The sequence below is a fragment of the Brenneria sp. L4-2C genome (assembly GCF_040240335.1).
Taxonomy (GTDB): Bacteria; Pseudomonadota; Gammaproteobacteria; order Enterobacterales; family Enterobacteriaceae; genus Brenneria.
The window spans coordinates 200,023-221,892 of record NZ_JBEIAC010000005.1 but is presented as its reverse complement, the minus strand read 5'-3'; the positions used below and the strand labels follow the sequence as shown (position 1 = coordinate 221,892).

At 55.6% G+C, this 21,870-nt stretch carries 18 protein-coding genes and 1 tRNA gene; 5 read left to right on the top strand and 14 right to left on the bottom strand.

Translation table 11 applies throughout. From position 1 onward, the window contains the following. Positions 1–102: 102 nt before the first annotated feature. Entirely contained in the window at positions 103–408 is a 306-nt protein-coding gene (locus tag ABRZ26_RS10540) for a chaperone modulator CbpM (RefSeq protein ID WP_319604215.1), read from the bottom strand. Further along, the gene (gene cbpA, locus ABRZ26_RS10535) at positions 405–1,361 is read right to left on the bottom strand and encodes a curved DNA-binding protein (RefSeq protein ID WP_319604214.1); all 957 of its coding nucleotides are present in this window, start codon (positions 1,359–1,361) and stop codon (positions 405–407) included. Before cbpA ends, ABRZ26_RS10540 begins: the two co-directional genes overlap by 4 nt. A gap of 415 nt (positions 1,362–1,776) precedes the next feature. Between cbpA and ABRZ26_RS10530 the strand changes: the two genes are divergently transcribed. Then, a complete protein-coding gene (locus ABRZ26_RS10530; RefSeq protein ID WP_319604213.1) occupies positions 1,777–3,402 on the top strand; it encodes a Na/Pi cotransporter family protein in 1,626 nt (541 codons plus the stop codon). 180 nt (positions 3,403–3,582) lie between these two features. After that, complete coding sequence (gene yghX, locus ABRZ26_RS10525) at positions 3,583–4,470, top strand: YghX family hydrolase (RefSeq protein WP_319604212.1); 888 nt, start codon at positions 3,583–3,585, stop codon at positions 4,468–4,470. A 76-nt stretch (positions 4,471–4,546) separates the two neighbouring features. Here yghX and ABRZ26_RS10520 read toward each other — a convergent pair whose 3' ends face one another. The 5 genes from ABRZ26_RS10520 to ABRZ26_RS10500 all read right to left on the bottom strand — a co-directional run bounded on the left by ABRZ26_RS10520 (position 4,547) and on the right by ABRZ26_RS10500 (position 10,532). After that, a complete protein-coding gene (locus ABRZ26_RS10520; RefSeq protein ID WP_319604211.1) occupies positions 4,547–6,736 on the bottom strand; it encodes a TonB-dependent siderophore receptor in 2,190 nt (729 codons plus the stop codon). Between the two features lie 325 nt (positions 6,737–7,061). Beyond that, the gene (locus ABRZ26_RS10515) at positions 7,062–8,006 is read right to left on the bottom strand and encodes a DMT family transporter (protein WP_319604210.1); all 945 of its coding nucleotides are present in this window, start codon (positions 8,004–8,006) and stop codon (positions 7,062–7,064) included. Between the two features lie 167 nt (positions 8,007–8,173). After that, a complete protein-coding gene (locus tag ABRZ26_RS10510) occupies positions 8,174–8,497 on the bottom strand; it encodes a Dabb family protein (protein WP_319604209.1) in 324 nt (107 codons plus the stop codon). A gap of 319 nt (positions 8,498–8,816) precedes the next feature. Continuing rightward, complete coding sequence (locus ABRZ26_RS10505) at positions 8,817–10,001, bottom strand: winged helix-turn-helix domain-containing protein (protein ID WP_319604208.1); 1,185 nt, start codon at positions 9,999–10,001, stop codon at positions 8,817–8,819. A 457-nt stretch (positions 10,002–10,458) separates the two neighbouring features. Beyond that, positions 10,459–10,532 (bottom strand) — tRNA-Gly (locus tag ABRZ26_RS10500). Positions 10,533–10,873: 341 nt separating this feature from the next. Here ABRZ26_RS10500 and ABRZ26_RS10495 point away from each other — a divergent pair. Then, positions 10,874–12,052, top strand: coding sequence for a 5-methyltetrahydropteroyltriglutamate--homocysteine S-methyltransferase (locus ABRZ26_RS10495; protein ID WP_319604207.1), 1,179 nt, complete (start codon positions 10,874–10,876; stop codon positions 12,050–12,052). Between the two features lie 80 nt (positions 12,053–12,132). Here the strand turns inward: ABRZ26_RS10495 and lysS are convergent, their stop codons facing one another. From lysS to xerD, 5 genes are all read right to left on the bottom strand, one after another. Next, positions 12,133–13,650, bottom strand: a complete 1,518-nt coding sequence (lysS, locus tag ABRZ26_RS10490) for a lysine--tRNA ligase (RefSeq protein ID WP_319604206.1) — start codon at positions 13,648–13,650, stop codon at positions 12,133–12,135. 9 nt (positions 13,651–13,659) lie between these two features. Beyond that, a protein-coding gene (gene prfB / locus ABRZ26_RS10485) for a peptide chain release factor 2 (RefSeq protein ID WP_319604205.1) occupies positions 13,660–14,758 on the bottom strand; the annotation gives its coding sequence in 2 pieces (ribosomal slippage) (positions 13,660–14,682 and positions 14,684–14,758; 1,098 coding nt in all). 274 nt (positions 14,759–15,032) lie between these two features. Further along, positions 15,033–16,766 carry a single-stranded-DNA-specific exonuclease RecJ gene (gene recJ / locus ABRZ26_RS10480; RefSeq protein ID WP_319604204.1) on the bottom strand — a complete coding sequence of 578 codons (1,734 nt, stop codon included), beginning with the start codon at positions 16,764–16,766 and terminating at the stop codon, positions 15,033–15,035. Between the two features lie 7 nt (positions 16,767–16,773). Further along, entirely contained in the window at positions 16,774–17,490 is a 717-nt protein-coding gene (gene dsbC / locus ABRZ26_RS10475) for a bifunctional protein-disulfide isomerase/oxidoreductase DsbC (protein ID WP_319604203.1), read from the bottom strand. An 82-nt stretch (positions 17,491–17,572) separates the two neighbouring features. Beyond that, on the bottom strand, positions 17,573–18,472 hold the full coding sequence (gene xerD / locus ABRZ26_RS10470) for a site-specific tyrosine recombinase XerD (RefSeq protein WP_319604202.1): 900 nt from the start codon (positions 18,470–18,472) through the stop codon (positions 17,573–17,575). A gap of 382 nt (positions 18,473–18,854) precedes the next feature. Here xerD and ABRZ26_RS10465 point away from each other — a divergent pair, with 382 nt between their 5' ends. Then, positions 18,855–20,180, top strand: coding sequence for an MFS transporter (locus ABRZ26_RS10465; protein ID WP_319604201.1), 1,326 nt, complete (start codon positions 18,855–18,857; stop codon positions 20,178–20,180). A 225-nt stretch (positions 20,181–20,405) separates the two neighbouring features. Then, positions 20,406–20,723: a YdhR family protein gene (locus tag ABRZ26_RS10460; protein ID WP_319604200.1), complete on the top strand. Its 318-nt coding sequence runs from the start codon at positions 20,406–20,408 to the stop codon at positions 20,721–20,723. A gap of 172 nt (positions 20,724–20,895) precedes the next feature. On the opposite strand, the gene ABRZ26_RS10455 is transcribed toward ABRZ26_RS10460, so the two are convergent. Together ABRZ26_RS10455 and ABRZ26_RS10450 are read right to left on the bottom strand one after the other, a co-directional pair. Continuing rightward, on the bottom strand, positions 20,896–21,201 hold the full coding sequence (locus ABRZ26_RS10455; RefSeq protein ID WP_319604198.1) for a hypothetical protein: 306 nt from the start codon (positions 21,199–21,201) through the stop codon (positions 20,896–20,898). A gap of 165 nt (positions 21,202–21,366) precedes the next feature. Next, entirely contained in the window at positions 21,367–21,822 is a 456-nt protein-coding gene (locus ABRZ26_RS10450) for a DUF943 family protein (protein ID WP_413556193.1), read from the bottom strand. Positions 21,823–21,870: the final 48 nt, after the last annotated feature.

Here is a 21,870-nt window from a genome sequence, read left to right as displayed (position 1 = left end):
GATTTGTATCGTCTTGCGCTTTCAAGCTGACGCCTGATGAGCCTCAGCTTGAAATCCGTCGGGGAATATCACGGGAAATACGGAACCCCCTTTTTTTAGACGTTAAGATGCCGTCAAAAAACGCCCCAGACGTCTGCGCAACTGATTGTTCTCTTTTTTGAGCTCATCAATCTTATCCAGCAGCGTCAGCGTCATCGCGATGCCGGACCAGTCTAAATCCAGTTCGGCCCGTAACCGCCGGGCGCGCCGGAGACAGCTCAGCGCGTGATAATCAAAAACCCAACCCGGTTCCTCTGCTTGCAGAGGAACAATGACGCCCAGTTCCACAACTTCCACAAGTTCGTCCTGAGAAATATTCACTGACTGACACAGCTCCACCATGGTAAATGTCATTTCTTCAGTCATCATATTTTCTCCCATCCATCCCGAGGATTAAACGCCGCCTGCTCGGCGAGCTGTTTCCACAGCGCGCTGGCTTTTTCATCCGGTTTCGGGGGCATCACCACTTTCAGGACGGCATACAGATCGCCCGCCCCTTTCTGCTTGCTGACCAGTCCTTTCCCCTTAACCCGCAATCGCCTGCCGCTCTGGCTGCCGGGCGGGATCGTCAAGGCAATCTTGCCGGTCAGGGTCGGCACTTCAATCGTCGCGCCTAACGCCGCTTCCCAAGGCGCCAGCGGCACCACGATATGCAGGTCATGACCGTCGATATCAAACAGCGGATGCGGCGCGATACGAATAATCAGGAATAAATCGCCGTTCGGGCCGCCGCCGAAGCCAGCGCTCCCCTGTCCTTTCAGCCGAATACGTTCGCCATCGCCGACGCCCGCGGGAATTTTTACATTCAGCGTTTTGCTGATTTCTTTGGTCTGTCGTCCCAGCTCATCATAAACCGGCAAATGGTAAGAAATAGGTCGGGTTTGCTCGGTTAAGGTTTCCTCTAAAAATAGCGGCACCTCCATCTCGAAATCCTGACCGCGGGCGCCGTGGGACGTATGAGCGGAAGCGCGTTGTCCTCCGGCGGCATGACGGCCGAAAATGGATTCAAAGAAATCGGAAAAATCGCCGGGGTTGCCTTGCGCGCTATGCCAGGTTTGCTCCTGGCGACCGTAGTTCGGCGGGGTTTCTGAAAAACGGGGATCGTTGCGATGCTGACGTAACGCATCATATTCAGCGCGACGTTCGCTGTCCTTTAACACCTCATACGCTTCGGCGACTTCCTTGAATTTGCTTTCTGCATTCTGTTCGGAGCTGACATCGGGGTGATATTTACGCGCCAGCCTGCGGTAGGCCGTTTTGATCGTTTTCAGATCGGCGGAGGGGTCTACTTCCAACGCAGCATAGTAATCTTTAAACTCCATGCGGTAATACCTTAAATTCAATAGGTTATGCGATAGAAATCATCTGTTTTTTTAGATAGGTCACTCATTATCTTTCGGCTGTTTCATCGATCATACACCTTTGATAAAGCGGCTACATCCCTTAAAAAGGTAGACGATGAAATAACATTTGGTGGGGATGGCGAGAAATAATTCGCTCGCCGGGAAGGCCATTTTCAGCATGCTGATGTACCTGATATTGCGCTTTTTTCAAGCTATTGCGCCGGATTACGTCGCGGGTGGCATTCCTGTCCTACAGTTAGGTAAGATGATGGTCTGACGATCAATGCTCGCGCCATAAAACGCGTAGACCCTGTGGAAATTGGAACCCTTATAAATCGGCATCCGGCTGACCAAACATCTGGCCGGTCAGCGATGCTCAAGGAGCCTTGAACCTTTGTTGACTCTGTTTAATTTGCTTTCTGCCGTCGCATTGCTGGTGTGGGGTACACACATTGTTCGAACCGGTATTATGCGCGTGTATGGCGCCGAATTGCGCCGTGTGCTGAGCCGTAGCGTGGAAAAAAAACCGCTGGCTTTTATCGCCGGCATCGGCGTTACCGCGCTGGTGCAGAGCAGTAACGCCACCACCCTGCTGGTCGCCTCGTTTGTGGCGCAGGACTTGGTGGGCCTGACGCCGGCGCTGGTGATCATACTCGGCGCCGACGTCGGTACGGCGCTAATGGCGCGCCTGCTCACCTTCGATCTCTCCTGGCTTTCTCCGCTGTTTATCTTTTTCGGCGTGGTGTTTTTCCTCGGCCGCAAGCAGTCGCGCGCCGGGCAGCTTGGCCGCGTCAGTATCGGGTTGGGATTAATCCTGCTGACGCTGCATCTGATTGTGGAAGCGGCGACGCCGATTACCCAGGCTTCCGGCGTCAAGGTTATTTTCTCTTCGCTGACCGGCGATATCATGCTGGATGCATTGATTGGCGCGGTGTTCGCCATTATCAGCTATTCGAGTCTGGCGGCGGTGCTGCTGACCGCGACGCTGACCGCTACCGGCATGATCTCGTTTCAGGTCGCGCTCTGCCTGGTGATCGGCGCCAATCTCGGCAGCGGTTTGCTGGCGGTGCTCAATAACAGCGCGTCGAATGCCGCCGGCAAACGGGTCGCACTCGGCAGCCTGTTGTTTAAATTCATCGGCTGCGTGCTGGTGTTGCCGTTTGTGCATCTGTTGGCGGACTGGCTGGATAAACTGCCGATGAACGATGAAGAACTGGTCATTTTCTTCCATGTTTTCTATAACCTGATCCGCTGCCTCATCATGGTGCCCTTTGCCGGCGCGATGGCCGGACTCTGCAAGCGGCTGATCGCCGACGAAGCGGAAAACGATCTGCGGCTGAAACCCAAACATCTGGATACCAGCGCGCTGGATACCCCGGCGCTGGCGCTGGCCAACGCCTCGCGCGAAACGCTGCGCATAGGCGATGTCCTGGAGCAGATGCTGAACGCATTTAACAAAGTGATACACGGCGTCCCGCGTGAGGCGCGTGAAATACGTAAGCTGGATGATGACGTTGACGTGCTTTATACCGCCATCAAACTCTATTTAGCCCAAATGCCGAAAGAAGATTTGCCGGAAGAAGACTCGCGCCGCTGGGCGGAAATCATAGAAATGGCGGTGAACCTTGAGCAGGCCGGCGATATTGTTGAACGCATCAGCGGCGACGTCGCGGATAAGTCTCTGGCGCCCCGGCGGGCGTTCTCGCCCGAAGGACTCCAGGAACTGGAAACCCTGCATGAACTGTTGCTGAATAACCTGCGTCTGAGTTTATCGGTGTTTTTATCGCGTGACGTCACCAGCGCCAAACGGCTACGCCGCGCCAAACATCGTTTTAACCTGACCACCCGCCGTTTTTCCCATTCACATGTCGATCGCCTGCATCAGCAAAATGTCCAGAGCATCGAAACCAGCTCGCTGCATTTAGGTTTATTGGGTGATATGAAACGCATGAACTCGTTGTTTTGCGCAGTGGCCTACAGCGTACTGGAGCGACCCAATGACGAGCGGGAAGAGGAATAACGCCGGCCTTTCCCGCGCCCGTCCCTGTTTAGAGGGTCATTCATGGTAAATCTTGTCGCACAGAAGGTTCGAAAGACCCCGATCTGGCCCCGCTAAACAACCCGTGCTATCTTTCCAGCAGCGTTACTTGTGAGTTACTCATCCTTAACTTTCCATTAACTAAAGTATAGAGGATCGACGATGGCACGTATGACTGCAAAAGATTTCTCGCCGGAATTGCTTGAGCTGTACGATTACTATGCGCATGGCAAGATCACCAAGCGTGAATTTGTCTCTATGGCGGCAAAATTCGCCATCGGCGGAATGACCGGCATGACGCTGCTCAGTTTGCTGAGTCCCAATTACGCGTTGGCGCAACAGGTCGACTTCACCGATCCCGCCATTATTCCCGAATATATCCATTACCCCTCGCCTTCCGGTCATGGCGACGTGCGAGGCTATCTTGTGCGTCCCGCGGCGACAAAAGGCAAGGTTCCGGCGGTCGTGGTGGTGCATGAGAATCGCGGGTTGAACCCCTATATCGAAGATGTGGCCCGTCGGGTGGCGAAAGCCGGTTTCATTGCGCTGGCGCCCGATGGCCTGAGTTCGGTAGGCGGCTATCCCGGTAATGACGATAAGGGACGCGAACTGCAACAGCAGGTTGATCCGACCAAACTGATGAATGATTTTTTTGCGGCCATCGACTTCATGCAGCGCCACCCGGACGCCACCGGTAAAGTGGGGATCACCGGCTTCTGCTACGGCGGCGGCGTATCAAATGCGGCGGCAGTCGCTTTTCCAGAGCTGGCGGCAGCCGTTCCTTTCTACGGGCGTCAGGCCAATCCGCAAGATGTCGCCAAAATCAAAGCGCCGTTGCTGCTTCATTACGCGGAGTTGGACACCCGAATCAACGAAGGTTGGCCGGCCTATGAGGAAGCGTTAAAAGCGGAGGGAAAAATCTATGAGGCCCATATCTATCCCGGCGTGAATCACGGCTTTCATAACGATTCGACCCCGCGCTACGATAAAGCCGCCGCCGATCTGGCCTGGGATCGCACCCTCGCCTGGTTCAACCGCTATCTGACGTGATGAAGCGTTTTTCCTGCCCGCGGATGTCATCCGCCCTGCCCGGATTACGCCGGGCAGGGGGATTAACGAGACAGGATCAGAAGTTGTAAGTCACGCTGGCGTGATAGGCGCGGCCCGGCTCGTTGTAGGTCGCCGCGCCATCGGCTTCGCGGTAGACGCGCTTATCCAGCACGTTGCTGACGCCTGCGTTGAGACGCACGTTTTTGGTGAGGTTATAGTTCACGTCGAACCCGACCACGGAGTAAGCGCCGATCTCCTTGCCGGACAGACCGCTATTGTTTTCCAGACGGGTTTCCGCGTTCTGACGCGGTTTCTGGCGGCCGTACAGGGTCCAGGCCACGTTGGCGGACAGATCTTCCGTTACCCGCCAGTCCAGCATGGTGTTGACGGTATATTTGGGAATAATCGACAGCGGGTTGCCGGTGTCCTTATCCTTGGAGTTAAACATATAGGTGGCGTTGGTGCGCCAGTTCAGCGTGTCCGCCACCACCGGCACCACCAGATTGGCCTCCAGCCCTTCCACTATCGCCTTACCGCCGTTTTCCCATTGGTAGACATTGCGGCCGGAGCCGGTCGTCCCCAGCGATGTCGTACTGGAGACAATCTTGTTCTTGTAATCATTGCGGAAGTAGGTGATGCCGGCGTCGTAGCCTTCATGGGTAAACTCCAGCCCGATCTCCTTATTCACGCTGACTTCCGGATCCAGATCGTCGTTACCAATCAGATAGCAAGAGACGGTCGTGCCGATCGGACAGCCGTTGCCATTGCTGGTGAGCAGGTAGCCTTCGCTGGATTGATACAGATTGGGCGCCTTGAACACCCGGGCGATCCCCGCTTTCAGCTTGAAGTAGTCGCCCAGATCCTGGGAGAAGTTCAGGCTCGGGCTCCAGTTGGCGCCGAACTGGTCGTGATAGTCGAGACGCAGACCGGGGATGATATTGGTACCCGGCAAGGCTTCGATATTGTCCTCGAAGTAGAGCGCGCTCAGCGTGGCGCTGTTTTTGCTGCTGCGTCCGTTCGGATTCCCCGATATGCCGCCGATGGCGCCGTCGGTACTGGAGGCGTCGTAGCCGGTTGCGGCCGGATCGTCGAGTTCCTCGCGGCTCCATTCGGCGCCGATGGTGGCGGTCTGCTCCGCCAGCCAATTAAACGGCACGTTGGCTTCGACGCTGCCCCGATAGCTGTCCAGCCGGCTGGTATTATAATCGGTACTGTTGAGCGCCCCTTCCGTACGCCCGGCATAGCCTTCGCCCAGACGCGTGTTGTTGGTTTTCTCATAATAGAAGCCGGTGCGCGTCTGGCCCCAATCCCAGATGCCGTTATGGGTGATGCCATAACTCTGACGGTACATGCGGTTGGTTTCCTGGCCGTACATGCCTTCCACGATATCTCTTTGGTTGACTGGCAGGCTGCTATGGTTGCTGTTCTGCACGTCGCCGGCGTAGATATTGCCCTGCCGGCTATAACCATATTCGAAATCCAGAATCTGCTGGGGATTGATCTTCCATGACAGCAGCGTATTGATATCTTTGTTGCGTACCCCTTCGCGCCCGGCGGCGGTGGTATTGGCAACGGAACTGTTGATATCGGCGGCATCGGCGTCGGTGCGGTTGATATTGCCATACAGCCGCATGGTCAGCACGTCGTCGATCAACGGGCCATTCAGGCTGAAATTGGCGCGCCGGGTATCGCCTTCCTTGCTGTCCTCCGGCTGATTAGTGTAGAGGGAAAGCGAGCCGTGCCAGTCGTCGGTGGGTCGTTTGGTAATAATATTCACCACCCCGCCCGCCGCGCCGGAACCGTAGCGCGCCGCCGCCGGTCCTCTCAGCACTTCGATGCGTTCAACCATTTCCACCGGCACCCAGTTGGTATCGCCGCGGGTGTCGCGTTCGCCGCGCCAGCCATAGCGCACGGCGTTGCGTGAAGTGACCGGCTTGCCGTCGATCAGAATCAGGGTGTTTTCCGGTCCCATGCCGCGAATATCGATCTGGCGGTTATTGCCGCGCTGGCCGGTGGAGCTGTTGCCGGTCAGGTTGACGCCGGGCATTTTGCGGATAATATCCGACAGGTCGTTGACCGGCGGCTGCTTTTCGAGATCTTCTTTGGTGATAATGGAGACGCCAGGCTGCTGTTTCAGCGCCTCCTCCGCCGTTGCCTGAACGACCATGACATCTTCTTTCGTTTCCGCCGCGTAGGCATGACTGCCCAAAACCCCCGCCAGCAGTACGGCCAATGGTCGCTTGATGTAAGAATTTGTTGCATTCATTAATGTCATCCCCATTTATGTATGTATTTGCAAGCAAACGTTTATGATAATAATAATGATTATCATTGTATATACGCGGTAAAAATCCTCACATTTTCTCCATAATGTGAAAGTTCAGGGGAATAAAAACAGGATTACCGCTGGTTGAACATCAACAAAGGATTATAAAAACAGAATAAAAACAAATCGTTGAATCTTGAGATTGGTAAAAGCGGCGATGTGCGTCATAAACGCCCGCTTGAGGAGCATTTATCAGGGATAGCGTTCTGATATCCCTGAAATCAGGTTCAGCATTGCTGAAGGGCGGTTTTTTGAGGTTGAAAGGTTACTTTTTGGCTTGAGGCGTCGCCTGGGGATTTAGCTCCCGTTTACTCCTGATATTCGAGCAGATCAAGCCCGCGACAATAGCCGCAATACCGACCGCATGGTATGCATGCAACCGTTCCCCCAGAAACAGGGCTGACAACATCACGCCGAAAACCGGGATCAGGTGAATGGTCAACCCCGCCCGCGCCGGCCCAAAACGGCTAATGGCCTGGATATAAAGCAGATAAGCGATGACCGAAGGGAATATACCGACATAAACCAATGCGGAAAATGAAACGACGCCCCAGGTTGGCCGGAGTCCGGAGCTATATTCAGCGACATAGAACGGCAACAGCATAATCAGCGCCAGCACTATCTGCACGACCATCAAGCCGATCCGATCGAGATCGCCCGGCAACTGACGCAGCCACAGCGTATAAAATGCCCAGCAAACCATAGCCGCAAGTACGATGGCATCGCCGGGAACAAAATGGATGTCCTGCCATTGAGACCAGTTACCATGCATAACCAGCGTCAAGACACCGGCAAACGACAGGATTAGCCCCACGTATTGGTTCATCTTCAGCCGCTGATGATAGAGACAGGCTCCCAGCAAGACGATCAGCAGCGGGATCAGCGAGTTAAGCAACAACGCATTATTGGCCGTCGTGGTGCGCAATCCCAGATAGATCAAAGAATTGAATGCCGCCACGCCAACCACGGAAACGCCCAGCACTTGCCAACGGCAATCCCAGTAGCGTCGCCAGTCTCGCCTCAACGTGACGTATGCAAACGGCGACAGACAAATCAACGCGATCACCCAGCGCCAGAAAGAAAGCGTCATCGGCGTTAAATCATGGCGCACCGCCCGCCCAACAACGAAATTGCCCGCCCACAACAGCGGCGGCACAATCAGTGTGGACCAGGCCAGCAAAGAAAACGATGAAGCAGAGGAACGCGCCATAATGTCTCCGATCGGGTGAATCAGTAACCCACAGTTTGGTTTCAATAGAGGAGCGACAATAACCGCAATGGCTAGCCGCGGATCGCGCTATTTATGCCGATTAAAAAACATATCTGAAAAAATGGACAGTTCCTTTTCGACCCCGCGCTCCCCCATGGTGCGGGCCGTTATCCATGCGTGCGGTGATTTTCCGGCAGCAGCGGATAATCCAGTACGATAATATCGTTCAACACCGGCCTGAAGATGGCTTTCAGTTCATCGTGCCGGGGATGCGGCAAATAGCGCTGACGCGCCTGTTCGTCGCAAAAGGTCATCATCACACAGTGAGTGAAGCCGGCATTCTTTCCTTCCGGGCTATCGTTGCATCCCCACTCCACGGCCTGTACGCCCTCAACGTTCTCGGTCATGTGTAAAAAGGCCATTTTCACCTGTTCTATTTCTGTGGCGGATGCTTTCTCCGTAAAAGCTATCAACAAAATGTGGCGTATCATTTAAAACTCCAATGACTGTTTTCCGTTTTCAGCAAGCCAGACAACATGGATCGCTTAATGGACAAAAATACGTAACTTGCACTGTAGCGAAACCCCATTACCGTCATTCTAGTACCGTGGCACCACGCTCGCTAAATCGCATTCCTGTATAACGACGTCAGTTTGCAGGCATATCCGCAGCCCGCGGGCGATGCGCCGGGTGAATAAAGTCAGCGGCGCCATGATGATCGGCTTCGGCGCGCCGCTGACGCAGGCCCGACGCCCTGCGGCGTAACATCCGCGCCGGCGGGAAATACCTCGCGATACAGCGCGTTCAGGCTCATGAGGGCGCGGTAATCGACTCGATCGGCCCGGCCGACAGGCTCGACAACCCGAGCCATGACGCCATCAGGCGTAGTTCCTGCGTCAGCCGTTCGCGCGTGCATTGCGGCGCGCCGGGCTCAAGATGCGCCCGCCGGACGATCAGCTCGCCCGCTTTGCGATCCGCCTTTAAATCCACCCGCGCGACAAGCGCGCCATCCAACAGAAAAGGCAGAACATAATAACCATGTTCGCGCTTGTGCGCGGGCGTGTAGATTTCGAGCCGATAGCGAAACCCGAATACTCTTTCCGTTCGCGGACGATGCCAGATCAGCGGATCAAACGGCGACAGCAGCGTCGCGCCGGCGAGCTTGCGCCCGGCGCGCGCGTCCTTGTGTACATAGGCCGGCTGCCGCCAACCGCGCACTCGCACGGGGAGAATAGTTCCCTCCTCGACCAACTGTTCGATCGGCAGCCGCGCGTCCGTCGCAGGGATACGGTAATAGTCGCGCAGATCGTCCGCCGTCGCGATCCCCAGCGCCCGGGCCGAACGCGCCAGCAGCATTCGCCGCGCGTCGACGCCGGAGGGCGTGGGAAGCGCCAGGATCGCCCGCGGCAGCACACGCTCAGGCAGGTCATACACCCGCTCGAAGTTCCCCTTGCGGTGCGTCGCCACAACCAGCCCGGCCCAAAACAGCCATTCAAGCGCGTGCTTCGCATCGCTCCATACCCACATCCCTTTGGCGGCGCTGCGGCTCGTCACGTCAGAGGCGGACAGCGGCCCCTCGGCCTGTATGCGGGCAAGCAGTGCATCGGCCTCCGGGCGCTTCTCACCCGCATAGGCTGCAAGCGGGCGCCACACCCCCTCGCCGCGGAGCGCGCGCGCCATACGCCAACGCAGCAGGGGCTGGCAGTCAATCGGCAGCAGAGACGCTTCATGTCCCCAATACTCAAAAAAACCCTTGGGGTTCGTCGCGACGAGCGCATCAAGAGCCGCGGGCTTGTATGCGCCCAGACGTGAGAACAGCGGCAGGTAATGCGCGCGGACGAGGACATTCACGCTGTCGATTTGCAGCAGGCCGAGCCGGTTGATCGACTTGCGCAACTGCGCGCAACCGATGTCGCCTTCCCGCGATAGCGCGTTAAAGCCCTGGGCCGTAAGCGCGATGCGTCGAGCTTCGGACACGCTGAGTTCCAGCTTCATGATTTCAATCCCGTTTCTGTGGCGATGAATCCCCGCACATCGGCCAACGCCATCGCCGCATGCCGTAATATACCCGACTGGCGATAGCCGCACCCGGGCATGTCGAAACAGGTGCAACAGACGTGTACAAGGCGATATCCAGACAATACAGGCCGTAGCCGCCGCTATTCAGGGCAATCCGACTAATGTGGCGTCATTCGATCCGGTCAGTTTGGGCGGTCATGCCATACGCCGATCCGGCGCGATCGTCTATCCTACGCCTAATCACATGCCCTCCGGCTTGGGGTTCCGGAATGTATCGCTATGCGTGTCTATAACACCCTCTACGCACATGACTATACACATTCAACGCCCCACTTAGGTAGATATGAGTTGACGCGCAGAGGTCCACAAAAATATTTTGTCGTTGATTTTACTTATTTTTATTGAGTTCAGGAGACATGCAGAGAAGAGAACTTGGAGCGAGTGAAGGGAATCGAACCCTCGTATAGAGCTTGGGAAGCTCTCGTTCTACCATTGAACTACACTCGCGCCGGAGATGCGCTTGGCATTATAGCGCTATCCCGTTGCCGGGCAAGTAAAAAACCCCGCTAAACTGCTGGTAGAATAATCAATCAACTCGTCTGACCGCGCATTGAACCCAGATGGCGCTCCCCGGCCATGTTTCCCGGTAAATGTTCTGGCGACGCGGAGCCGGTTCCGCGCTCATCGCCGCCGGCGCATGCAGCGAAACGAATCAGGCGTCTTATTCGTGCAATTTTTTCACGTTGCCTTTTTATGTTGAATTTCTTTCATATCCCCACGCGCTTCAGACATGGTATGGTCAAAAGATCGATAAAATATGTGCTTCCCAAGGAAAAAAGAGAGCAGCGATGGAAAACCTAAAAACCGTTACGCCTCCATTTCGCGCCGACGTTGTCGGCAGTTATCTGCGTCCGGACTATTTGCATGCGGCGCGCGCGCAATATGCCAGGGGCGAGATCGATCATGACGAATTAAAACGCGTTGAAGATAAGGCGATTAGCGAATTGGTCGCCAAACAGAAGGCGGCCGGTCTTCAGGTCATCACGGATGGCGAATTCCGTCGCAGCTGGTGGCATCTGGATTTCATGTGGGGGCTGAACGGCGTTGAAAAAGCGGCGTTGTCGCATGGTTACAATTTCGCCGGTACGGAAACTCGCCCTGAGACAGCCCGATTGACCGGCAAAATCAGCGGCGAAAATCATCCCTTTATCGATCATTTCCGTTTTCTGCTGACGTTCGCCGAAGACGGCATTGTTCCGCGTCTCACCATCCCCGCGCCCGCCCAGTTTCTGAAAGAGCTATACCGGCCGGATAACCGGGAAAGCACGCTGCAATACTATCCCCGTCAGAGCGATCTGGTCGCGGATATCGCCGCCGCCTATCAGACGTTTATCCGTGAAGTGTATGCGGTCGGTTGCCGCAGCCTACAGCTCGATGATTGCACATGGGGCATGATGGTGGACGCGCGTTATAACAATGCCGGCGTCGCCGTCAAAGAAGAAGGCGCGTGCGGTTGCGCTCAGCACGCCGATCATACCGTCATCAGCGACAACGTTCAGGAACTGGCGGAGCTGCTGCTGGAGGTCAACAACGCGGCGATTGCCGGCGCGCCGCAAGATCTGACGCTGGCCACGCATGTCTGCCGCGGCAACTACCGTTCGACCTGGGCGGCGAGCGGCGGTTATCAACCTATCGCCGGCATCCTGTTTGGAAAAGAAAACGTTGCCGCCTACTACCTTGAATTCGATACCGAGCGTGCCGGCGATTTTTCTCCCCTGGCGGAAGTTTCCGGCGACAAAAAGGTCGTCTTGGGACTGATTTCATCCAAAATCGGCGAGCTTGAAGATAAACAGGCGGTTATCGCGCGTATTAAAGAAGCGACCCGCTATCTTCCGCTTGAACGTTTGTGTTTAAGCACCCAATGCGGTTTCGCGTCGACGGAAGAAGGCAACGCGCTGACGGAACAGCAGCAATGGGACAAGATCGCGCTGGTTAAAGAAATCGCCGACGAAGTCTGGGGCGGCTAATCGCGATTCCCCCAATCATGCAGTAAAAAAAACCGACGCCCAAGGCGCCGGTTTTTTATTTCAACCAACGTGGCCGCGCGTTATTTCTGCGGGCGCATCGCCGGGAACAGGATCACATCGCGGATGGTATGGCTGTTGGTAAACAGCATCACCATCCGGTCGATACCGATGCCCAGACCGGCGGTCGGCGGCAAACCATGCTCCAGCGCGGTGACGTAATCTTCGTCGTAGAACATCGCTTCGTCGTCGCCGGCGTCTTTCGCGCTCACCTGCTGAGCGAACCGTTCCGCCTGATCTTCCGCGTCGTTCAACTCGGAGAAACCGTTACCGATTTCACGACCGCCGATAAAGAACTCGAAGCGGTCGGTGATGGCCGGGTTCTGATCGTTGCGGCGCGCCAGCGGCGAGACTTCCGCCGGATATTCGGTGATAAAGGTCGGCTGAATCAGATTGCTTTCCGCCGTCTCTTCAAAGATCTCGGTGACGATACGGCCCAGCCCCCAGCTTTTCTCGATCTTGATGCCGAGAGACTGCGCAATCGCGGTGGCCTTAGCCAGATCGTCCAGGTCGGCGACGTTGGTTTCCGGGCGATATTTGCAGATGGCTTCACGCATCGTCAGCTTCTCGAACGGCTTGCCGAAGTCGAAGGTCTGATCGCCATACTCGATGGTCGTGGTGCCCAATACGTCCTGAGTCAGAGTGCGGAACAGCGTTTCCGTCAATGCAATCAGGTCTTTATAATCGGCGTACGCCATATAAAGCTCCATCATGGTGAACTCAGGATTATGACGCGGCGAGAGCCCTTCGTTACGGAAGTTGCGGTTGATTTCAAACACCCGTTCGAAACCGCCCACCACCAGACGTTTCAAATACAGTTCCGGCGCAATACGCAGATACATATCGATATCCAGCGCATTGTGATGCGTGACGAACGGACGGGCGCTAGCGCCGCCGGGGATCACCTGCATCATCGGCGTTTCCACTTCCATAAAGCCGTTATCGACCATAAAGTTGCGAATAGCGGCCAGCACTTTTGAGCGGATACGGAAGGTGTTGCGGGATTCCTCGTTGGCGATCAAATCCAGATAGCGCTGGCGATAGCGGGTTTCCTGATCGGCCAGGCCGTGGAATTTATCCGGCAGCGGACGCAGCGCCTTGGTCAGCAAACGCAGTTCGGTGCAGTGAACGGAAAGCTCGCCGGTTTTGGTTTTGAACAACTTGCCGCGCGCGCCGAGGATGTCGCCCAAATCCCACTTTTTGAACTGTTGGTTATAGATGCCTTCGGCCAAATCGTCGCGGGATACGTACAGCTGAATGCGTCCGCCGACGTCCTGTAACGTGACGAAAGAGGCTTTCCCCATGATACGGCGCGTCATCATGCGGCCGGCGACGGTGACTTCAATGTCCAGCGCTTCCAGTTCTTCATTTTCTTTGCCGTCATACCCGGCATGCAGAAGATCGGACGTGCTGTTGCGGCGGAAATCATTCGGAAACGCGATGCCATGTTCACGCAGCGCAGCCAGCTTTTCACGGCGCGATTTCAGTTCGTTATTAAGTTCCTGCGCCTGATCGGCACCCTGTGATTGTGATTCAGCCATGAGAATTCCTTATAACCCCGCTTTTAAACTTGCTTCAATAAATTTATCCAGATCGCCATCGAGCACCGCCTGGGTGTTGCGTGTTTCCACCCCGGTACGTAAGTCCTTGATGCGTGAATCATCCAGAACATAGGAACGAATCTGACTGCCCCAACCGATATCCGACTTGTTGTCTTCCATCGCCTGTTTCTCAGCATTTTTCTTTTGCATCTCAAACTCGTACAGCTTGGCTTTCAGCTGTTTCATCGCCTGATCTTTGTTCTTATGCTGGGAACGGTCGTTCTGACACTGCGTAACGATGTTGGTCGGAATGTGGGTGATACGCACCGCCGATTCCGTCCGGTTAACGTGCTGACCGCCGGCGCCCGATGCGCGATACACGTCAATACGCAGGTCGGCGGGGTTGATTTCGATATCGATATCGTCATCCACTTCGGGATAAACGAAAGCGGAACTGAACGACGTATGGCGACGACCGCCGGAGTCAAACGGACTTTTACGCACCAGACGGTGTACGCCGGTTTCGGTACGCAGCCAGCCGAACGCATAGTCGCCCATGATTTTGATGGTGGCGGATTTGGTGCCGGCCACTTCGCCGTCGGACTCTTCGATAATTTCGGTTTTGAAACCTTTGGCTTCCGCCCAACGCAGGTACATCCGCACCAGCATGCTGGCCCAGTCCTGAGCTTCGGTGCCGCCGGAACCCGCCTGGATATCAAGATAGCAGTCGGCGCTGTCGTATTCGCCTGAGAACATGCGGCGAAATTCGAGCTGAGCGAGTTTCTTTTCCAGCACATCCAGCTCGGCGCTGGTTTCATTAAAGGTGTCTTCGTCGTCTTCTTCCACCGCCAGCTCAAGCAGACCGGAAACATCTTCCAGCCCTTGCGTCATTTGGTCGATGGTATCGACGATGGCTTCCAGCGAGGAACGCTCTTTACCCAGCGTTTGCGCGCGTTCCGGATCGTTCCAGACGTCCGGCTGTTCCAGTTCGGCGTTTACTTCTTCAAGGCGCTCTTTCTTGGCATCATAGTCAAAGATACCCCCTAAGGACGTCCGTACGTTCGGTCAGGTCCTGAATGCGGTTTTTTACCGGATTGATTTCAAACATGATTTTTATGTTCTTACGTTAAGTCGTTGGTGATGGGATAGATTTAAACCGCTTATTCTAACGGATTAAGGGCAGGGTTTATATACCCTCGGATTGTCGGCAAAGTGGTTTTATCCTCGCCATGCCCGCCAGGGCGGGCATCATTCCATGGCTGCTCGCGGTTTCAGCAGCCGATCCCCGTGATAGCCGGCGCGGATGACACGTGGCAACAGGCGAAAATAACGCGCCGGCAAACGAGGTTTTTTCAAGGTTGATCCAACCTGCGACTTTTCCGTTATAACGGCCATAAATGCTGGATCAGCAATTGCACCGAACGTTTACCGCGATATTCGTTCACATCCAGCTTATACGCCAGTTCGACTTCGCGTACGCTGCTGTCCGGCCATAGCCGCGTATCCACGTTAAACGCGATGCCGTCCAGCAGCGGGCCGCCGTTTAACGGTTCGAGCATAACCTTCAGGTGACGTTCGCCCACCAGCCTCTGTTGCAGGAGGCGAAACCGGCCGTCAAACGTCGGCTCGGGGAAAGCCTGTCCCCACGGCCCCGCATCGCGCAGCATTTCCGCCGTGGACAGGCACAAATCGGGTAGCGCCAGTTCGCCGTCCGACCAGATAATCCCTTCCAGTTGGGACGCATCCAGCCATTCGCCCACCAGTTCGCCAAAGCGCAGCCGAAATTCATCAAACCGATCTTCCATCAGCGAAAGTCCCGCCGCCATGGCATGACCGCCGAATTTCACCATCATCCCCGGATACAGCGTATCCAGGCGCTCCAGCGCATCGCGCAGGTGCAATCCGGCGATCGATCGTCCCGACCCTTTCAGGATGCCGTCGCCGGCGGGGGCGAAAGCAATCACCGGACGATGAAACCGCTCCTTGATCCGCGACGCCAGAATGCCCACCACGCCCTGATGCCATTCAGGGTGGTACATCGCCAGCCCATAGGGCAGCTCGTCTCGGCTGTGCTCCAGCTTTTCGCATAATCGCAGCGCCTCGACCTGCATCCCCTGCTCGATTTCACGCCGGGTTTGATTCAAGGCGTCCAGATCGCTGGCCAGCATGCGCGCCTGCACGATATCGTCGCTGAGCAGCAGCGCCACCCCGACCGACATATCATCCAGCCGACCGGCGGCATTGAGCCGCGGCCCCAGCGCGAAACCCAGATCGCTGGCGACCAGTTGAGTCGCTTCACGGTTCGCCACCTCCAGCAGCGCGCGGATGCCGGGTCGGCACCGTCCGGCGCGAATACGACTCAACCCCTGCGCCACCAGAATGCGATTGTTGGCGTCCAGCGGCACCACGTCCGCCACCGTACCCAACGCCACCAGATCCAGCAATTCGGTCAGTTTCGGTTCCGCCAGCGCTTTCTGCGCGAACCAGCCGCTATCGCGCAAGCGGACAAACAGCGCCATCATCAGATAGAAGGCGACGCCGACGCCCGCCAGCGCTTTCGACGGAAAGGCGCAGTCGCGCAGATTGGGGTTAATCATCGCATCGGCGTCAGGCAGAATTTCTCCCGGCAGATGGTGGTCGGTGACCAGCACGGCGATACCGCGTCGGCGCGCCTCATCCACCCCCGCATGGGAGGAAATGCCGTTATCCACCGTGACGATGACCTCCGCGCCCAGCCCGGCGGCCTGCGCCACCACTTCCGGGCTAAGCCCGTAGCCATCGTCAAAGCGGTTCGGCACCAGATACTTGACGTTGACGCCGCCCATACTGCGCAGCGCCAGCACCGTCAGCGCGGTGCTGGTGGCGCCGTCGGCGTCAAAATCGCCGACGATGACGATACAGCGCCGATCCGCCAGCGCCTGTTGCAGAAAGTCAACGGCCTGCCCGATACCATCAAGCAGCCGATAATCCAGCAGACCGCGCAGACCGCGCTCCAGTTCCTGCGCGCCTTTGACGCCGCGTTGCGCATATAAACGACGCAGCAGCGGCGGCATCGTCATGGGTAAATCAATATCTTCCGCCAGGGGACGCCGGCGAAGCTGAGTTATCAGTTCCACGCTGTTATCAACCGCCTGTCTTCATCGACGCCTTATGCGCATTCAACATCGTCGATAACTCTTTCGGATCCTGATAACCCGGCACCACCGCGCCGTCTTCCAGCACAATCGCCGGGGTGCCATTGACGCCAAACTGGATGCCAAGCTGATAGTGCGCATTGATGTCGACTTTGCAGGTCGCCGGGGATATTTCCTCGCCTTTCATCGCATCGTCAAACGCCTTGTTGCGGTTAGCCACGCACCAGATAGATTGCATATCTTTCTCGGCCTGAGAATTCGGCCCCTGACGCGGGAACGCCAGATAGCGCACGGTAATGCCCAGCGCATTGTAATCTTTCATCTGTTCATGCAGCTTTTGGCAGTAGCCGCAGGTGATATCGGTAAACACCGTAATCACATGTTTTTCCTGAGCGGCTTTATAGACAATCATCTGATCCTGCAACGCGTCCATTTTCCCTTTCAGAATCTGATTCGTCACGTTCACCGGCGCGTTGCCGCTAATGTCGTACAGCGGCCCCTGAATCAGATGCTTGCCGTCTTCACTGATGTAAAACACGCCGCTGCCCGTCAGGACGGTTTTCATCCCGGCCAGCGGCGCGGGCTGAACCTCCGCATCCGACATCCCCAAACGCGCCATCGTTTGTTTGATCGCCGCATCGTCGGCGTGGGCGAAACCCGACGCCATTGCCGCCAAGAGAGAAAACGCCAATAACCCTTTTTTCATTTCATAATCCTGTTTCGGTGAATACGCCGTGATAACCCGCAACTGACCGGTGACCGTCGCCTGCCGGTTATCAATGAATATGTTACGCCCGTGGGTGATGCCGCTGATGAAGCTGTTTCAAACGTTCCGTCGCCACATGGGTATAAATCTGCGTGGTGGAAAGATCGCTGTGTCCCAACAACATTTGCACCACGCGTAAATCCGCGCCGTGGTTCAATAAATGGGTGGCGAACGCGTGACGCAGCACGTGCGGAGATAATTTTTCGCTATCGATCGACGCCAGAATCGCATAGTGTTTGATGCGATGCCAGAATGTCTGACGCGTCATCTGTTGCGCGCGGTTGCTGGGAAACATCACATCCAACGTCTTTCCGTTGAGCAGCCACGGGCGGCCATGCTCCAGATATTGCTCAATCCAGTACACCGCCTCTTCGCCCAGCGGCACCAGCCGTTCCTTATTCCCTTTGCCGATGACCCGCACCACGCCCTGACGCAGACTGACATCGCTGAGCGTCAGCCCCACCAGTTCGGAGACCCGCAGCCCGGTGGCATACAATACCTCAAGCATGGCTTTATCGCGTAATTCCAGCGGTTGATCGACATTGGGCGCCTCGAGCAGCGCATCAACCTGAGCCTCGCTCAAATCTTTCGGCAGGCGCTGCGGCAGTTTTGGCGATGACAACGCCGCGCTGGGATCGTCGCTGCGAACTTTTTCCCGGTAAAGATACTGGAACAACCGGCGCATGGCGCTCAGTAAACGCGCGGAGCTGGTGGCCTTGTAGCCGCCTTCCATCCGTTCAGCCAGAAAAGATTGCAGATCGATAGCCTGCGCCCGCTGCAAATCGCTGTCGTGATGCGCCAGCCACTCCACCAGAGAGCGCAAATCCAGCCGATAAGAAGCCAGCGTATTTTCCGCCAGATTGCGCTCCAGCCACAGCGCATCAAGAAATTGCTCAATAAACGCCTGATCTTGCGCGTGCATCGCGATATCCTCTTTCAGCATGAGCACCTATTATGCCTGAGTAATTCGTTAACCGACTAATCGTCGTTATCCGCGTCATCTTTCAAACCGCGGGGACATTGGATGTCGAAAATGCAGCCATCTCGCTGCAAATCGTAGGATGAAGGGGATAATAATCGTAGAAATCGCCAGATCTCACATATTCCGTCAGACCTCACATCGTCATAACATTCTCCGGTATAAACATCATACGATAAGATTATATTTTACTTATGCGGCATATGCTGGAATAGCCTCCAGTCGCGGCTTTTCTCCGTCCTATCCCCTTACGGAATCTCCGTTGAAAAGCCGATTTCTCTATGCATAGAATAGTCGTTCGTGTTGTTAAAAAAGATGAATCACCATGCAAGCTACCATCACTCCCACTATCGACGCAGAGGCGGACTCTCCACCGGTCAATTCCAGAAGTAAAGTCATTATTGCCTCTCTGGTGGGAACCGCGATTGAGTTTTTTGATTTTTATATTTACGCCACCGCCGCCGTGCTGGTATTTCCCCACATTTTCTTCCCGCAGGGCGACCCGGCTGCGGCGACGTTACAGTCGCTGGCGACCTTTGCCATCGCCTTCATCGCGCGCCCAATCGGTTCGGCGCTGTTCGGGCATTTCGGCGACCGCGTCGGCCGTAAAGTTACGCTGGTCGCATCGCTGCTGACCATGGGGATTTCCACGGTAGTGATCGGTCTGTTGCCCAGCTATGAAACCATCGGCATCTTCGCGCCGATGCTGCTGGCGCTGGCCCGTTTCGGCCAGGGCCTGGGTCTGGGCGGCGAATGGGGCGGCGCGGCGCTGTTGGCGACCGAAAATGCGCCGGCCCACAAGCGTGCGCTATACGGTTCCTTCCCTCAGCTTGGCGCGCCGATTGGCTTCTTCTTCGCCAACGGCACTTTCCTGCTGCTCTCTTGGTTGCTGACCGACGAGCAATTCATGCAGTGGGGCTGGCGCGTACCGTTCATTTTCTCCGCCGTACTGGTGTTGATCGGCCTGTACGTGCGCGTTTCCCTGCATGAAACGCCGGTATTCGCCAAAGTCGCCAAAGCCGGTAAGCAAGTGCGCGTGCCGATCGGCACCCTGTTCAGCAAACACATGAAAGCCACTATTCTGGGTACTTTCATCATGCTGGCGACCTACACGCTGTTCTACATCATGACGGTCTATTCCATGACGTACGGCACCACGCCGGCGCCGCGAGGATTGGGTTTCTCACGCAACACCTTCCTGTGGATGCTGATGATCGCCGTTATCGCCTTCGCCATCATTATTCCGCTGGCGGGCTATCTGGCGGATATCTTCGGACGCCGCAAAACCATGATCGCCGTGACCTGCCTGATGCTGGTCTTCGCCATGCTGTTCCCGTCCATGCTCGGTTCCGGCAATTCGGCGATCGTGATGGCCTTCCTGATCTGCGGCATGGGCATGATGGGGCTGACGTTCGGTCCGATGGGCGCGCTGCTGCCGGAACTGTTCCCGACGGAAGTCCGTTATACCGGGGCCTCGTTCTCCTATAACGTGTCATCCATCCTGGGCGCATCCGTCGCTCCCTATATCGCCACCTGGCTGACCGTCACTTACGGCCTGTTCTACGTGGGTGTTTATCTGGCGGCCATGGCGTCGCTGACGCTGATCGCGTTGCTGTTGAGCAAAGAAACCCGCCATCAGTCTCTCGACTAAACCATTCCATAAGGTGAAGGCTGCGGCCTTCACCGCTTCCTTTCCACCTCAACCGTCCCTTTCTCCTAAAACAACGCGGCAACGCAATGACATCCCCGGCCGTCGACGTTTTCCCTGCGCGGGAGTATGATGCTGATTATTGTTCAACCCGTTGAATACATGAAATATTGCTCTGGCGTTCAGGCCGGAAGCAATCGTGATTCATCCCAGAGATAAAGATCCCCGATGGCCTATCTGCTACAAGTGACTTACCGTCCATCAGCCAGACAACTCGGCAGCACGCGCGCCGAAACATTCCAGCTCGCGCAGAAAATCAACAAAATTGACGGGCTGATCGCGAAGATATGGATGTCCGACCCACAGGCCGGTTTACGCGGCGGCACCTACCTGTTCGATGACCGCGCGCATGCCGAGGCCTGGCGCGATGAAGTGATGCGCGCCAGAACAGAAGAAGGCGCTACCGATATGCAAGCGCATATTTTTGAGGTGCTTGACGACTTTACCGCGCTGACCTGGAATACCCCCCGGTCATGGGTTAAGTAAAAGAAGAGACGAGCCGGTAGCCGTGCTTCACCAAGCCAATTGCCACAGGTTAAAAATGTTTACTGACACTGAGCCCATTCAAAAAATCCGCCTTGCCGGGCGTTTTTTTCTTTTCTGAATCAAGATACTACGCGTAGAAGAAAAGGAGCTCACAAGGATCATTTAGAATCCGTCAGAGTTCATCCCCCTCAGACCTTAAGTAATCCCGAATTACATTGCTATCAGTCGTACCATAAAAATGAACTGTAAATACATGCGCCTCTGGACCAGTAACATTACCATATTCAAACCTGTAATCATTTGAGATCATGGGCATATTCTTTAGTAGATCTGGCGTAAAATACGCATACTCGCGCTTGTCCTGCTCGGTATAATGCGCGGAGCTGGCGAACTCCATTTTCAAGTATGCCCAGACAAAAACAAACGCCGCTCCGGCGAGCAACAGCACGGCAGCAAGTGCCGTTATCAACTTCCTCACAAATCACTCCTGTTATTGCTGGCCGGTAATACCGTAGACGGCGACCAGAACGGCTAAAAGGGCAATTACGCGCTTTTTCGATGAAATTTTCATATGCCATCCTGATTTCCATCTCGGTGATAAACGATCTGTTTGGCAGCATCATTCCTTATGCCGACATTCAACTTAATTCCAGTAAGGAACAATCTCTCCATCCGGCTGCTGTCTATACCTCTGACTAGAGGTTGTGAGCATGATGCTGCCTCTCCCATTGTCATCGACAGAGAAAAGCGGTGGTTTTTCAACGCAGTTTTTCTCTGTCGTCATATCCTCAAAGCATCGGCGATCGTATTTACCCTCTTCTTTATAGCCTTCGCTGAAATCCCAGAAAGTGATGGAGGAGGAGCCATAAGACGAGCGTTTGGGGATGGCGTATTGCTCTTTCAGCATCGCCCTATTCTTCAGCCACCAGTCGATTTTTCCCCGATTGGTGAGCGGAAAGTTCAGCACCAGCACATAGCTGGAATCATTGTGTTGATGAATCGCCACGATTTTTACCGGCCGGGAAAGCCAGATAATGCCATACACGGCGGCCAGAACGCTCAAAACGGTGATTACACGCTTTTTCGACAACATCTTTATACGCTCATCCTGATGTCCATCCCGGTGATAAACGGTCTGTTTACAGCA

Bases quoted from the DNA above. Each gene is read 5' to 3' on its own strand.
- yghX (WP_319604212.1), top strand. From the start codon at position 3,583: ATGGCACGTATGACTGCAAAAGATTTCTCGCCGGAATTGCTTGAGCTG.
- xerD (WP_319604202.1), bottom strand. From the start codon at position 18,472: ATGCACGCGCAAGATCAGGCGTTTATTGAGCAATTTCTTGATGCGCTG.
- ABRZ26_RS10465 (WP_319604201.1), top strand. From the start codon at position 18,855: ATGCAAGCTACCATCACTCCCACTATCGACGCAGAGGCGGACTCTCCA.
- ABRZ26_RS10515 (WP_319604210.1), bottom strand. From the start codon at position 8,006: ATGGCGCGTTCCTCTGCTTCATCGTTTTCTTTGCTGGCCTGGTCCACA.
- ABRZ26_RS10520 (WP_319604211.1), bottom strand. From the start codon at position 6,736: ATGAATGCAACAAATTCTTACATCAAGCGACCATTGGCCGTACTGCTG.
- cbpA (WP_319604214.1), bottom strand. From the start codon at position 1,361: ATGGAGTTTAAAGATTACTATGCTGCGTTGGAAGTAGACCCCTCCGCC.
- lysS (WP_319604206.1), bottom strand. From the start codon at position 13,650: ATGGCTGAATCACAATCACAGGGTGCCGATCAGGCGCAGGAACTTAAT.
- ABRZ26_RS10505 (WP_319604208.1), bottom strand. From the start codon at position 10,001: ATGAAGCTGGAACTCAGCGTGTCCGAAGCTCGACGCATCGCGCTTACG.
- ABRZ26_RS10510 (WP_319604209.1), bottom strand. From the start codon at position 8,497: ATGATACGCCACATTTTGTTGATAGCTTTTACGGAGAAAGCATCCGCC.
- ABRZ26_RS10460 (WP_319604200.1), top strand. From the start codon at position 20,406: ATGGCCTATCTGCTACAAGTGACTTACCGTCCATCAGCCAGACAACTC.
- ABRZ26_RS10495 (WP_319604207.1), top strand. From the start codon at position 10,874: ATGGAAAACCTAAAAACCGTTACGCCTCCATTTCGCGCCGACGTTGTC.
- dsbC (WP_319604203.1), bottom strand. From the start codon at position 17,490: ATGAAAAAAGGGTTATTGGCGTTTTCTCTCTTGGCGGCAATGGCGTCG.
- ABRZ26_RS10540 (WP_319604215.1), bottom strand. From the start codon at position 408: ATGATGACTGAAGAAATGACATTTACCATGGTGGAGCTGTGTCAGTCA.